Genomic DNA, 13,902 nt, shown 5'->3' on the forward strand with positions numbered 1-13,902 from the left:
CGAGGGCAGCCAGCTAGCCCAGCGCCGTTTTCTCCAGGTGCTCAAGAATGATCGGATACACATCCACCACCGCATCCTTGCCGAACATGCAGTCGATGTGACCGTAGCCGGGTATCTCGTGGCGGCTGAACAGTTGCGGGCCATGCATGTCGCACAGCCGCTCGTAGGTCTTGAGGGTGCTTTGCGGCAGGTAGCACTGGTTGTCGGCACCGCTGATGAAGCAGATCGGCAAACTCAACCGATCGAAATGCGGCATGTAGACGTCGTTGCCCTTGAAGTCCACCAGATGCCCCTTGCGCACGATCAACGCCAGATGCTCGAAGGTCTGGATGTTCGACTCGCCGAACAACTCGTGCAGGTTGTCGTGCAGGGTTTCGTTGAGGGTGTCATGGCGGTACAGCGAGGCGTACATGAACGTGATGCGATGGCAGACCGGGTTGGTGCAATAACCCTGAGCCTCGATCCGGGCATAGCCATTGAGGGCCTTGTCGTAGAGTTTGTTGAACCAGCTTTCCTTGGTGTCGGCGTAGGCCGTCATGGATTTGATGCCGATGGCATCGAGCACTCCCGGCAGGTGCAGACCGGCCTTGAGCCCCGTGGCGGTGGCGACCACCGTGTCGGCCGCGATCTGCGAGCAAACCACCGAACGCACGCCCTGCAACCCGGCGAGCATCGACATGAAGAAGGTCGTCGCGCCATAGCAATGCACCACGCATTGCACGTCGCGGGCCAGGGTTGCCTGCTGGATCTGCTCGATGGCCGCCTTGAAGTCGTACTGGGCCACCTGGTCGCCATTCCATTCATGCTTGCTGGCCGGCAGCAGGATGCTGACGCGCAGGTCCAGTAGCCAGACGTCATATTCGTGCTTGCACAGGTACTCCAGCAGGTTGGTGTGGATGGTGTCGGTGGAGAAGATATTCGAGCCCACGCCCAGGCCATGCACCAACATCACGGGGCCTTTGCTGCCAGCTTGGTAGCGGGTCAGGCGAAGCTCGACGTTATCTTCGGTCTGGAAGAAATGCACCACCGGGGCCGGCGCATCCAAGGGGCGTTTCAAGCGTGGCGGCGCGTCCGGGTTGAAGTAGACGTCGCCGGCGAAGACGCCGCCGTAGCTTTCCCACAAGATACCCGCGAAGAACTTGCCGAACCGCGCCAACGCCTCCACGCGCTCGCGCTCATTGCGGGCGTTGAGCACTTTCATGGTGGTCATCTGCTTGGCGAAGTCGGCCGGCAGAATGTGCATGACGCCGGAGCCGAGCACCGCGCCGGTCTTGTCCGGCCCGCGATAAAGCGTGACGTATAGCGTGCTGGTGTCGTGCCAGATGTTCAGCACGCCGTTGTCCTCGGGCACGGTCTTGAAGGCGCTGAAGTAATAATCGCTGCCGTCTTCGGCGGTCAGCTTCATGTCGTAGTTCATGTGCCGCACGCCGACCTGTTCCTGGTATTGCTCGAACAGGTTGAATACGCCATTGCTGGCAACCAGGGGCTTGGGCGACAGCAGCGGCGCATCGAGGGTGCCCACCAGCGTCGCGGCGTGCTCCGGCTCCTTGATCAGGCGATTGAGGTCGGCGGCGGTGATGGTCAGGGTGAACTCGATGGGTGAGTTGTCCGCCTGGCCGCGCTTGGCCGCCACTTCGTAAAGGCTGAGGTCGGTGCCTTGGGGCTGGGTGAACGCCGTGGAGAAGAAGCCCTTCATGGTTTCGGTGAACTGCACGCCGAGGGTTGGCGCCGCCACCGGTTTGCGCGGCGCCGACGGTAGCGTGTAATCGATCAGCCAGCCGCGATCAGCCGCCAGCAGCCCCATGTTGCGCTCACTCACTGCTGAAATCGTCAGCAAGGGATTGACCGCCAGTGAGGTCGGAATCACCGAGCCGTCCGTCACATACAGGCCCGGGTAGACGTCGGTGCCGCTGGCGCCGCTGAACACCTGGCCCTTGTGGTTGACCACGCCCTGGACCGCGTCCTCGCCCATCACGCAACCGCCCAGTGGATGAACCGAAACGATGCTGTGCTTGAGCAACTTGGTCCAGATCGGATTCTCGACCCAGATCCCGCCCAGGGCCTTGGTGCTCTGGTGCAGGCGCTCGTTGCCAAGCGTGACGTTTTCCTGCTCGCCGACACCGGGCCAGTCGATGCGCAGTTGGTCCTTGTTATCGAGCACCATGCGGCCCTTGCCGTTGTCATGGCTCATGATCAAATAGGTCTGCATGTTGTGCAGCGCGCCGTAATACGGCCCACGCAGGAAACTCTCGGCCTCGCGGCCCTTGTACTTGAGGCTGGCACCGAAGCCGGTGTCGGTGGGCACGCCGATCGTTTCGGCGAACGCCGCCATGCTTGGCACCATGGCTCGGCCGAGGGCGCCGGGGATCGAGCCTTCCTCGATCACCATGCGGCTGCGCCAGTCGCCCTCGGTGCGCATGTCGATGACCGACGTAATGCATGGCCCCACCGGCTCGAGTTCCTTGGCCGAATGGGCACCAAAGCCGATGCCGTTGATCACTTGATCGCAGTTGTGGCCGAAACCGAGGATGTCACCGTTGCCGCTCATGTTTTCGCCCAACTGGGCGGACATCGACAGGCCCTTGTCCCGCGAGCGCAGCATGATTTCGGTGGAACCCAGGGTGCCGGCGGACACCACCACGATGTCCGCGCGCACAAAGAGCGTCGGCGCCGAAAACATTTCGCGACCGCTGTCCAGGTATTGGAAATGCACGATCCAGCCGTCACCCTCGCGCTCCAGGTGACGCACCTCGGCCTGGCAGAAAATCTCCGCGCCATGGTTCCAGGCATCCGGCAGGTAGTTCATCAGCGTGGTGTTCTTGGCCTTGTTGTTACAGCCCGAGACGCAGTCGCCACAGCCATTGCACGGCAGTTGCTCAACGCCGACGTGATTGAGATTGTTGGGCAGCTTGTCGAAGGTGACGTTGATCGGCGGTTTGTAGAAGTGGGCGCCTTGCTTGAGGTAGTCCGCCGACTTCTTGTGGGCGTCGAGCTTGGGCAGGTTCGGCGAGGACGCCGGATAAGGGTTGGGCTTGAGCATTTCACGGGCCCGGGCGTAGCCGTCCTTGAGCAACGTATCGCTGTGCTCGCGCATCGCCAGGGGCCAGCGCGGGTCCTCGAAGACACCGGGCTCGGCTTCCAGCGCTACGTTGGCGTTGATCAGCGAGGTACCGCCCAGGCCACACCCGACCACGACGTTCTGCTGGGCGTTGACGTGCAGGTCGAACAACCCGGTGCGCGAACCGATGTGGCCGTCCGGGTCATGCACCTGCAATTCTTCGGTGGCGGCGAGCAAGGTATTGGGATACTCGCCGGGCTGGATCTCCCGGCCGCGCTCCAGCAGACAGACCTTGCGCCCGGCCCGGGACAAGCGTGACGCGGCGATACCGCCGCCGTAGCCGGAACCAATGACGATAACGTCGTAGTGCTCCTTGATTTCACTGATGGGGGTCGAGATCCGTGTCATGTTCAAGTCCTCTCAGGCAGAAGGGGCAACTCTGCGGTTGCCTGTAAATTCACAGGCGCAGGAACGCCTGGCCACTATCCCGTATGGGTTGAAGCGGCAGTCAACGGTGACTGGGGAAAAGCTCAGGTGTTATAGGCGTGCACGCTGATTGGCCCCGCGACGATGGGTGCGTCGAAGCGGCGAGACGGCAGGCGTGGGGATGCATGTCGGGGCTGAAGCGGGAAACGGTTGGGGGGCCTTGCTATCCATCGTGCGTTCTCCCTGAACCAGATATGGATAATGTTCGCTGTCCTTGTGCCATGAGTGAAGACAGGCGACACCCCTACGTCAAGGCAGTTCCTTAGAACTGTATGAAATTTGATCTATCGCGATTAGCACTAAGCCGGCCGTGGCTCCCAGAGTTCCGCGAACAAGTTATCCACATGACCACCCACAGCAAATGGGGACAAATGTGCACGCGCCGGCAATTTGCTGAGGGCCAATGTGAATAAAATCCGTGAGTTATCTAACGACAACAGTTTCCTGACGGTGTGACTGTTTTTTGATCAGCACTCTGAGAGCCTTTGATTTAAAGGGCTACAGGGCATAGCGAACACCTTATCCACAGAAGCGCCAACAGGGTTTGGGGGTAACTTTGACGGTTTTGTGGAAAACCCATTTCACGCCCTATAGATCCATGTTTTCCAGTGGTTTTCCGGGTGACGGCGCGAATCTGGCTATTATTTGATCAGCGCTGTGAAAGCCGCGAAGCGCTTGGCCTGTAGCGGACAGCGAACATCTTATCCACAGAAGCGCCAACAGAGATTGGGGGCAAGTTTTGCTCGAAGCGGGGTTTTATTCACGGAGAAAAGCCAATAAAAACCGTAAGTTAGGCTGGCTGTTTTTTGATCGAAGGGCTACAGCGCCTGATTGGCGTGGGCCGTAGCGAGGGGCGAACAGGTTATCCACAGAGGCGCACACAGAGATTGTGAGTAACGCCGAACAAACTATGGGAGCGAGCCTGTTCGCGAAGACGGCGCATCGGTCGATACCTTCAGCGGCTGACGGAGTGTCTTCGCAAGCAGGCTCGCTCCCACAGGGTTTTGTTTTGAATTGGGTTTAACGAACCACCCCTTCCTCTACCAACAATTTGAGAATTGCCTCTGCCCCTGCCTCCGGGCTCACGCCCTTGAGCACCTGCCCGCCCCCGCCGCTGGCCTTGGCCGTGGCGGCTTTCATGCGATCGGCGCCGCTCTTGGCCTTGATCACTTTCAGGCGCTTGGGTCTTGGCTTGGCCGGTTGCAGGGTCGCCACGGCCAACAACGTATCGTCAATGACCTCGACCTCCTCAGCATGCAACGCCCCACGCCGCGCCGGGCCGTAGGCGCTTTGCCGAGGTTTTGGCGCGGCGTTATCCACAGTGGCGAGAAATGGCAAGCGCACCTTGAGCCGCCGCCGCTGACCACGGGGCAAGGCTTGCAACACCAGGGCCGCGCCGTTTTCGATGGATTCGACCTGGGCCAGCCCCACCACCAGCGGCCAACCGAGGCTCTCCGCCAGCAAAAATGGAAGCATGCCCGAACCTTCGCCGGTTTCCGCCTGGCTGCCGGTCAGCACCACCTGGGCGCCGGCGTCACGCAGATAGTCGGTGAGGGCCGGCAGCGCGTCGGCTCCGACGGGGTTTTCCAGGACGTGAAGTTCATCCAGCCCCATGCCCAGATAAGCGCGCAACGCCGGTTCCGCCACATCCCCGGCATGCAGCACTTGCAGGTCGTTGCCGGCCAGCTGCAGGCCCAGTTCCACGGCACGGGCGTCTTGCTCGGCGCGCCGTGGCCGACCGGAGGTCGGGTGGGCGCCGATGGAGACAAGGCTGATCACTTGGGTACTCATGAACGTTTCCTTAGCTTAAGCCGCATCGCGCCTGGCTTCGTTGCGGTAAGCCTCTACCGCCGCGATCAGGGCCTGGAGAATCGCCGCGCTGTCACCGATCACCGACAGGTCCGCCCGTTTGATCATGTCGCAGCCCGGATCGAGGTTGATCGCCACCACCTTGTCGCAGGCGCCGATGCCTTGCAGGTGCTGGATCGCCCCAGAAATCCCGACGGCCACGTAGACCCTCGCCGTGACCCAGGTGCCGGACGCACCGACCTGGCGATCCCGGGCCATGAAACCGTCGTCCACCGCTACCCGCGAGGCACCCTCGGTCGCGCCCAAGGCCGCCGCTGTCCTGTGGAAAAGCGCCCAGTCCTTGACGCCGTTGCCGCCGGAGAAAATGAACTCGGCCTCGGCCATCGGAATCGCACCCGGGTCAACCGCCACCGCGCCGAGGTCTTCAATGCGCGACAGGCTGCGCGCCACGCTTGTGGATAACTCCACCGGCAGGGCTTCGTGACGGGTTTCGCTGACCGGCTCGGCGCATTCGGCGGCGGCCAGGATCAACCGCGCCAATGGCCGAGCGAGGTCTTGCAGCCCTGCACCGGCGCGGCCGACGCAGGCCTCGTCCTTAACCTGCCAGACCCGCGTGGCCGGGCGCTCGCCCAAGGCCGCGGCAAAGCGCCGACCCAGTTCGCCACCACCGCTGCGGCTGTCGGGCAGCAGCCAGTGGCGTGGGTTGAATTGGTTATCCACAGCCCGTAACCCTTGCACCCGCTGCTCCGGTGCATAACCGCTGAATTCCTCGCCATCGAGCACCAGCAAGCGGTCCACGCCCGCCGTGGCGAAGGTGTTCTCCTTGTGTTCGCCGAAAACCACGGCCAGCACCGCCCCGTCACTGCCGGCCAGCTGATGGGCCAGGCCCAGCAAATCGCGGTCGTGGCTGCTGAGGCGGCCGCCGACCATATCCGGCACAACGCTGATATAGAACGCCGGTTGCACGATTTGATGCAGTGGCAATTGCACTTGCGTCGCGGCAGTGCGCTTGGTTGCACCGCCCTGCTGGGCACCGCTGCGGTCGATGCGCTTAATGCCGTTGGGGCCGATGAAACCGACGCCATGGACGTTCTTGCGAATGACGCCGTTGGGCCCCATCCAGCTGTGCTGCACCGGTTGCATGGCCGTGTGCAACGGGTGCAGGCGGTTGCGGGCAATCCACTCGGCGCGAGGGTCGCGGCGGATGATGTCGCTCATTAATGCACCTCCGCAGGTTCACGTTTGGCCGGCGCCACAGGCTTGCGCGGCGCGGCTTCTTCAAGCAGCGCGTCGGCCACCAGTTCGGCAATGTCCTTGATCATCGGCCGAGGTTCGACCACGCCTTCGAGCATCGCGGTGCATTGTGGACAACCCACCGCCACCAGCTCGGCGCCGGTTTCACGGATGTCTTCCATGCGCATGTCCGGGATGCGCTGCTTGCCCGGGATGTCGGTGATCGGCGCGCCGCCGCCACCGCCGCAGCAACGGGAACGGAAACCGGAACGCTGCATTTCCTTCACCTCGATGCCGAGCGCACGAAGCACTTGGCGCGGCGCTTCATATTCGCCGTTGTAGCGGCCCAGGTAGCAAGGGTCGTGATAGGTCACGCTGTCGCCCTTGTGCTGACCAAGATTCAGGGCGCCGGCGTCGATGATCTCGGCCATATAGGTGCTGTGGTGCTGCACCAGGTAATTGCCATCAAAGGCACCGTATTCGTTTTTCAACACGTGAAAGCTGTGGGGGTCGCACGTGACGATGCGGTTGAAGCTGTATTTGGCCAGGGTCTGGATATTGCGCTTGGCCAACAGCTGGAACGTCGCTTCATCACCCAGGCGCCGGGCCACGTCGCCGCTGTCGCGCTCCTCGAGACCGAGCACGGCGAAGTCGATTTTCGCCGCCTTGAGCACTTTGACGAAGGCGCGCAGGGTGCGCTGGTTGCGCATGTCGAAGGCGCCGTCGCCGACCCAGAACAGAACGTCGGTGGATTTCTTCTCGCTGAGCAGGTCGAGGTTCAGGTCCGCCGCCCAGTTCATTCGCCCGCCCGGGGCGAAGCCGCCGGGGTTATCGGTGGCGATGAGGTTTTCCAATACTTCGGCGCCCTTGTTCGGCGTCGCGCCTTTTTCCAGGGTCAGGTGACGGCGCATGTCGACGATGGCATCGACGTGCTCGATCATCATCGGGCATTCCTCGACGCAAGCCCGGCAGGTAGTGCAGGACCACAGGGTCTCGGCGTCCACCAGGCCGTTGACGATCGGCTGATGTGGATTGCCGCCGTGCTCACCCACCGGTTTGCCTGGATAAGGGCTGCCGGCGAATTTCGCATCGGTGCCGCCGGCCAGGCCGACGACCATGTCCTGGATGAGTTTCTTCGGGTTCAACGGCTGGCCGGCGGCGAACGCCGGGCAAGCCGCTTCGCACTTGCCGCACTGCACGCATGCGTCAAAGCCCAGCAGTTGGTTCCAAGTGAAGTCCTTGGGTTTTTCCACGCCCAGCGGTGCGGCAGGATCGTTCAGGTCCAACGGTTTGAGACCGGTGGAACGGCCGCCACCGAAGCGCTCGGCGCGGCGGTGCCAGGCCAGGTGCAGGGCACCGGCGAAGGCGTGTTTCATCGGCCCACCCCAGGTCATGCCGAAGAACAATTCCGACACGCCCCACAACACGCCGACACCGAGGATCGCCGCCACCAGCCAGCCGCCAAAGTTTTCCGGAAGGATGCCCGCCACCGGCAGCGTCACCAAAAAGAACGACACCGAGAAGGCCAGCAGGCTTTTCGGCAGGCGCATCCACGGGCCTTTCGACAAGCGCGCCGGCGGGTTGCGCCGACGCAGGTACATGAAGATCGCGCCCACGAACATCACCGCCGACATCAGCAGCAAGGCGTAGCCGAGGATGCGGTTGTGCAGGCCAAAACCGTGGACCAGGATCGCCAACACAATCGACGCCACCGCACCACCCGCCGTGGCGACGTGGGTGTTGGCAATGTATTTGTCCCGCGCCACCACATGGTGCAGATCCACCATGTAGCGTTTGGGCATGGCAAAAAGTCCGCCGATCAGATCGACCTTGGCCGGTCGTCCCCGGCGCCACATGTTCACCCGCCGCAAGGCGCCGAGGGCAGCGAGGCCCAGGGCTGCGAACAGCAGGATTGGAAGAAGGGTGTTCAACATAGGTGTTGCTCCCAAAGACCTCAGGGTCTTGCAGGCCAAACTGCGTGGATGCCTTGCCCGATTCCTGTGGGAGCGAGCCTGCTCGCGAAAGCGGTGGATCAGTCAATCCAACAGTGACTGACAAAATGCATTCGCGAGCAGGCTCGCTCCCACAGGGTTATCCACAAGCCGTTAGAAATCCTTGCACAACCGCAGGGCGTCGTAGATGGCCGCGTGGGTATTACGCTGGGCCACGCAGTCGCCGATGCGGAACAGCAGGTAACCGTCGCCGCTCTGCTCCAGGCACGGCTGGGGTTTGATCGCGAACAGGGCTTCGACGTCGATCTGGCCCTTGTTGCGCGAACCTTCCTTGAGCGCGTAGTAGATTTCTTCGTCCGGCCGCACGCCGTTCTCCACCACCACTTGGTCGACCACGCGTTCTTCCTTGGCGCCGGTGTATTCGTTCTCCAGCACCGCCACCAGCTTGTCGCCTTCGCGGTAGACCTTTTCCAGCATCATGTCCCCGGTCATGATCACTTCCTTGGGGTACATGCTGCGGTAGTAGGTGGGGAACGAAGTCCCGCCAATGGCCACGCCCGGCTTGATGTCGTCGGTGACGATCTCGACCTGGCTGCCCTTGTCGGCGAGGAAGTCGGCCACCGACATGCCGGTGAATTCGCAAATGGTGTCGTAGACCAGCACGTTCTTGCCCGGCGCGACCTTGCCGTCGAGCACGTCCCAGCTGCTGACCACCAGCCCTTCGGCGGCGCCCCAGTGTTCGTTCTGCTCCACGTTCGGATGACCGCCGACGGCGAGCACCACCACGTCCGGACGCAGGTCCATGATGGTCGGCGCGTCCGCCGCCACGCCCAGGCGCAGGTCGACTTTCAACCGCGCGAGTTCCAGTTGGAACCAGCGGGTGATACCGGCGATCTGGTCCCTTTGCGGCGCTTTCGAGGCGGTGGTGATCTGTCCGCCGATGAATTCCTTCTTCTCGAACAGGGTCACGTCGTGTCCACGTTCGGCGGCCACGCGCGCCGCTTCCATCCCGGCCGGGCCGGCACCGACCACCACGACTTTGCGCTTGGGCCCGGTGGACTTCTCGATGATGTGCGGCACGCCCATGTATTCACGGGACGTCGCGGCGTTCTGGATGCACAGCACGTCCAGGCCCTGGTACTGGCGGTCGATGCAATAGTTGGCGCCGACGCACTGCTTGATCTGGTCGACCTGGCCCATTTTGATCTTGGCGATCAGGTGTGGGTCGGCAATGTGGGCGCGAGTCATGCCGACCATGTCGACGTAGCCGCCCTCCAGGATCCGCGTGGCCTGGTTCGGGTCCTTGATGTTCTGCGCGTGCAGCACCGGGACTTTGACCACTTCCTTGATACCGGCGGCCAGGTGCAGGAACGGCTCCGGTGGATAACTCATGTTCGGAATGACGTTCGCCAGGGTGTTGTGGGTGTCGCAACCCGAACCCACGACGCCGATGAAGTCGAGCATGCCGGTGTCGTCGTAGTACTTGGCGATCTGCTTCATGTCCTCGTGGGATAAGCCGTCCGGGTGGAACTCGTCACCGCACAGGCGCATGCCCACGCAGAAGTCGTCGCCCACTTCGGCGCGCACGGCCTTCAACACTTCCAGGCCGAACTTCATGCGGCCTTCGAAGCTGCCGCCCCATTCGTCGGTACGCTTGTTGACCCGCGGGCTCCAGAACTGGTCGATCATGTGCTGGTGCACGGCCGACAGCTCGACGCCGTCCAGGCCCCCGGCCTTGGCACGCCGCGCGGCCTGGGCGTAGTTGCCGATCACCCGCCAGATTTCTTCCGGCTCGATGGTCTTGCAGGTGGCACGGTGCACCGGCTCACGCACGCCGGACGGCGACATCAGGGTCGGCCAGTTGAAGCCGTCCCAACGCGAGCGACGGCCCATGTGGGTAATCTGGATCATGATCTTGGCGCCATGCTTGTGCATGGCGTCGGCCAGGTTCTGGAAATGCGGGATGATACGGTCGGTGGACAGGTTCACCGAGCTCCACCATTCCTGCGGGCTGTCGATGGCAACTACCGACGAGCCACCGCAAATCGCCAGGCCGATGCCGCCCTTGGCCTTCTCTTCGTAATATTTCACGTACCGGTCGGTGGTCATGCCGCCGTCGGTGGCGTAGACCTCCGCGTGCGCGGTGCTGAGCACGCGGTTGCGGATGGTCAGCTTGCCGATCTGGATCGGCTGGAACATTGCTTCAAAAGCCATGGCGCGATCCTCGACTTACAACGGCTTGACGATGAACAGGCCGTCGTCGTGGCCTTCTTCGGAACCGCCGTAGACCTGCTCGGCCACGGTGCGGATCTGGCTGCCGCGCGCGGCGAGGATCTGGTCCATGGCCCCGGCGAACCAGCCGGTGAACATGTAGTCGACCTTGCGCCCGACCTTGCCGTACACATAGACGAACGCCGAGTGTTCGAGCTTGACGCTGGCGGTGCCTTTGTCCAGGTCAATGTCCTGGATCTTGAACAGGCCCCAGCCACGCTGCGACAGGCGCTTCATGTAGTGCTCGAACACCGCGACGCCTTCCAGGCCGTGGCATTCGGCTTCTTTTTCACACCAGTGCCAGGCGGATTTGTAGCCAGCCTTGTAGAGAATCTCGGCGTAGGCGTCGGCGCCCAGCACTTCCTCGATGCCCATGTGGTTGTTGACGAAAAAGTGGCGCGGCACGTACAGCATCGGCAGGGCGTCGGAGGTCCAGACACCGGTTTCGCTGTCGACTTCGATAGGCAGTTGCGGGGCGATCTTGGCCATGAAAACTTGACTCCGGAAATTCGTGATGTGCCTGCGGCGCGAGTGGCCGCAGGTAAAGGATTCAGTGACGCGACGGCGTTTATTCGCCCCAGACATCTTTCAAAATGTTGACCCAGTTCTCGCCCATGATCTTGCGCACCACCCGCTCCGGGTGACCGCGCTTGAGCAGCGTTTCGGTGAGGTTCGGAAACTCGCCCACGGTGCGGATGCCCAGGGGGTTGATGATCTTGCCGAAGCTGGTCAGACGACGGGCGTAGCCCTTGTCGTGGGTCAGCATTTCGAAGAAGTCCTGGCCGTGACCCTGGGTGAAGTCGGTGCCGATGCCGATGGCGTCCTCGCCGACGATGTTCATGGTGTACTCGATGGCTTCGGCGTAGTCGTCGATGGTCGAATCGATGCCCTTGGCCAGGAACGGCGCGAACATGGTCACGCCGACGAAACCGCCGTGATCGGCGATGAACTTCAGCTCTTCATCGGATTTGTTGCGCGGGTGTTCTTTGAGGCCGGACGGCAGGCAGTGGGAGTAGCAGACCGGTTTCTTCGATTCGAGGATGACTTCCTCGGAGGTCTTGGAGCCAACGTGGGACAGGTCGCACATGATGCCGACGCGGTTCATCTCGGCGACGATTTCGCGACCGAAGCCCGACAGGCCGCCGTCGCGCTCGTAGCAACCGGTGCCCACCAGGTTCTGGGTGTTGTAGCACATCTGCACCACACCGACGCCGAGCTGCTTGAAGATCTCGACGTAGCCGAGCTGGTCTTCGAAGGCATGGGCGTTCTGGAAGCCAAAGATAATGCCGGTCTTGCCCTGTTCCTTGGCGCGGCGGATGTCGGCGGTGGTTTTCACCGGGATCACCAGGTCGCTGTTCTCGCGGATCAGTTTCTGGCTGGCAACGATGTTGTTGATGGTGGCCTGGAAACCTTCCCACACCGACACCGTGCAGTTGGCTGCGGTCAGGCCGCCCTTGCGCATGTCTTCGAACAGGTCGCGGTTCCACTTGGCAATGATCAGCCCGTCGATAACGATGCTGTCGGCGTGCAATTCGGCTGGGCTCATCAGGCAGTCCCCTTGTTGGCGATTCATGCGCCGAATCGTGTGCCGGCGCTTTGGGGCCAGCATATGCCGGAGGGCCGTGGCGACCGGGTGCAAAAACGACAGGGGAATTGCCGAAAGCGTCAATCCACGATAATGGGCTGCGACGAGCCCCCTCTGTCCATCTGTTATTTACCCGGCGCTTGGGCCAGAATCCGCGGCACCACTGGCTTTCACTGGATTTGAGCGACAACCCGATGAAATCGATCTTCCTTGCCCTGGCACTGATCAGCACCGTCGCCCACGCGACCGAAGACACCGAGCCCAACCCCTGCGACGAAGTTGAAAACGACGTCCAGACCCTTGCCTGTTCCGCCTATGGCAAAGCCGCCGCCGAGCAGTTGCTCAGCGAAAACCTGCAGAGCCTCAACGAACGCCTGCAAACCCGCTACGCCAGCGACAAGGCCCAGCTCAACGACATCACCGCCAAGATCAAGGCCGCTCAACAACTCTGGCAAAAACAGCGCGAAGCCGACTGCGCCATCGCCGCCTTCCCGGCCAAGCCCGGCAGCGACGCCTACAAAATCGCCGAAAACGACTGCATGGCCCAGGTGAGCGATGACCGGTCGGAGTTCTTGGAATCGATTGGGCAGGAGTGAACGAACAGCGGTTATAGGAAGAACTGCGCAACGCCGTCTACACTGGTTGCATACCCGTCCGAGCCGGGCTGTACAGACGAGTCACACACGACGATCAGTGGATTTTCGTATGCACTCTCTTACAGCCTTGCCCTTCTACGGGTTAGCCATCTTTATCGCCATCGTGCTGGGCATCGAGGCCGGTCGCCAAGTCGGCAACCGTCACCTGGCCCAGGACCCGGACGGCGCTCGCCAGGGCATCGGGGCCATCGAAGGCGCGGTGTTTGGCCTGCTAGCACTGCTGATTGCCTTCACCTTTTCCGGGGCGGCCTCGCGCCTGGACCAGCGCCGCGCGTTGATCGTTGCCGAAACCAATGCCATGGGCACCGCCTGGTTGCGCCTGGACCTTCTGCCCGCCAGCGAACAACCGGACATCCGCCAGGCATTCCGAGAGTATGTCGACGCCCGTATCGAGTATTACCGCGACTTGCGCGAAGACGAAGTCGACGAAGCGGCCCATGACCGAGCCAATGATCTGCAGCAAACCATCTGGAAACGTACCGTCGCCGCCCTGCAACAGATGCCCACCCCAACCTTGGGAACGCCTGTGCTGCAGGCGCAAAACGAAATGATCGACATCACCACGACGCGCGCCGTGGCTCACGAAACCCACCCACCCCTGACCATTTACCTGATGCTCGTGACCATGACCCTGATCAGCGCCATGCTGATCGGCTACGGCATGGCCGGCACCCGGCAGCGCAACTGGCTGCACAGCCTGGGCTATGCGGCGGTGATGGTCTGCGTGTTGTATGTGATCCTGGATTTCGAGTACCCGCGCTTTGGGGTGATCCGGGTCGACTATTTCGACAAGATCATGCTGGACCTGCGGGCGAGCATGAATTGAGCAAGGCGGATAGACTGGCGTTCCAG

Annotated in this window: 9 protein-coding genes; 2 read left to right on the forward strand and 7 right to left on the reverse strand. The window is 62.2% G+C overall.

Translation table 11 applies throughout. The features are described 5' to 3' along the window. Positions 1 to 13: 13 nt before the first annotated feature. From J3P76_RS23430 to J3P76_RS23460, 7 genes are all read right to left on the reverse strand, one after another. Positions 14 to 3,466, reverse strand: a complete 3,453-nt coding sequence (locus J3P76_RS23430; protein ID WP_434701295.1) for a GMC oxidoreductase — start codon at positions 3,464 to 3,466, stop codon at positions 14 to 16. A 1,098-nt stretch (positions 3,467 to 4,564) separates the two neighbouring features. Continuing rightward, a complete protein-coding gene (locus tag J3P76_RS23435; RefSeq protein ID WP_420764945.1) occupies positions 4,565 to 5,335 on the reverse strand; it encodes an electron transfer flavoprotein subunit beta in 771 nt (256 codons plus the stop codon). 15 nt (positions 5,336 to 5,350) lie between these two features. Then, positions 5,351 to 6,571 carry an electron transfer flavoprotein subunit alpha/FixB family protein gene (locus J3P76_RS23440; RefSeq protein ID WP_434609125.1) on the reverse strand — a complete coding sequence of 407 codons (1,221 nt, stop codon included), beginning with the start codon at positions 6,569 to 6,571 and terminating at the stop codon, positions 5,351 to 5,353. Continuing rightward, positions 6,571 to 8,520 carry a dimethylglycine demethylation protein DgcB gene (dgcB, locus tag J3P76_RS23445; RefSeq protein ID WP_434649816.1) on the reverse strand — a complete coding sequence of 650 codons (1,950 nt, stop codon included), beginning with the start codon at positions 8,518 to 8,520 and terminating at the stop codon, positions 6,571 to 6,573. The genes J3P76_RS23440 and dgcB overlap by 1 nt, the downstream gene beginning before the upstream one ends. Positions 8,521 to 8,691: 171 nt before the next feature. Further along, positions 8,692 to 10,752: a dimethylglycine demethylation protein DgcA gene (gene dgcA / locus J3P76_RS23450; RefSeq protein ID WP_434649814.1), complete on the reverse strand. Its 2,061-nt coding sequence runs from the start codon at positions 10,750 to 10,752 to the stop codon at positions 8,692 to 8,694. Between the two features lie 15 nt (positions 10,753 to 10,767). Next, a complete protein-coding gene (locus J3P76_RS23455) occupies positions 10,768 to 11,298 on the reverse strand; it encodes a DUF5943 domain-containing protein (protein WP_018612374.1) in 531 nt (176 codons plus the stop codon). Between the two features lie 79 nt (positions 11,299 to 11,377). Beyond that, complete coding sequence (locus J3P76_RS23460; protein ID WP_305501166.1) at positions 11,378 to 12,355, reverse strand: dipeptidase; 978 nt, start codon at positions 12,353 to 12,355, stop codon at positions 11,378 to 11,380. A gap of 233 nt (positions 12,356 to 12,588) precedes the next feature. On the opposite strand from J3P76_RS23460, the gene J3P76_RS23465 reads away from it, so the two are divergent. Both J3P76_RS23465 and J3P76_RS23470 read left to right on the forward strand, forming a co-directional pair. Continuing rightward, a complete protein-coding gene (locus J3P76_RS23465; RefSeq protein ID WP_434701296.1) occupies positions 12,589 to 12,990 on the forward strand; it encodes a lysozyme inhibitor LprI family protein in 402 nt (133 codons plus the stop codon). Positions 12,991 to 13,099: 109 nt separating this feature from the next. Next, positions 13,100 to 13,876 (forward strand): DUF4239 domain-containing protein, encoded by a 777-nt coding sequence (locus J3P76_RS23470; protein ID WP_434561901.1) that lies wholly within the window; start codon positions 13,100 to 13,102, stop codon positions 13,874 to 13,876. Positions 13,877 to 13,902 lie beyond the last annotated feature (26 nt).

The organism is Pseudomonas sp. D1-36, assembly GCF_051132205.1.
Lineage (GTDB): Bacteria > Pseudomonadota > Gammaproteobacteria > Pseudomonadales > Pseudomonadaceae > Aquipseudomonas.

Coding starts and splice junctions, on each gene's coding strand:
- J3P76_RS23455 (WP_018612374.1), bottom strand. CDS start 11,298: ATGGCCAAGATCGCCCCGCAACTGCCTATCGAAGTCGACAGCGAAACC.
- J3P76_RS23465 (WP_434701296.1), top strand. CDS start 12,589: ATGAAATCGATCTTCCTTGCCCTGGCACTGATCAGCACCGTCGCCCAC.
- J3P76_RS23435 (WP_420764945.1), bottom strand. CDS start 5,335: ATGAGTACCCAAGTGATCAGCCTTGTCTCCATCGGCGCCCACCCGACC.
- J3P76_RS23460 (WP_305501166.1), bottom strand. CDS start 12,355: ATGAGCCCAGCCGAATTGCACGCCGACAGCATCGTTATCGACGGGCTG.
- J3P76_RS23440 (WP_434609125.1), bottom strand. CDS start 6,571: ATGAGCGACATCATCCGCCGCGACCCTCGCGCCGAGTGGATTGCCCGC.
- dgcB (WP_434649816.1), bottom strand. CDS start 8,520: ATGTTGAACACCCTTCTTCCAATCCTGCTGTTCGCAGCCCTGGGCCTC.
- J3P76_RS23430 (WP_434701295.1), bottom strand. CDS start 3,466: ATGACACGGATCTCGACCCCCATCAGTGAAATCAAGGAGCACTACGAC.
- J3P76_RS23470 (WP_434561901.1), top strand. CDS start 13,100: ATGCACTCTCTTACAGCCTTGCCCTTCTACGGGTTAGCCATCTTTATC.
- dgcA (WP_434649814.1), bottom strand. CDS start 10,752: ATGGCTTTTGAAGCAATGTTCCAGCCGATCCAGATCGGCAAGCTGACC.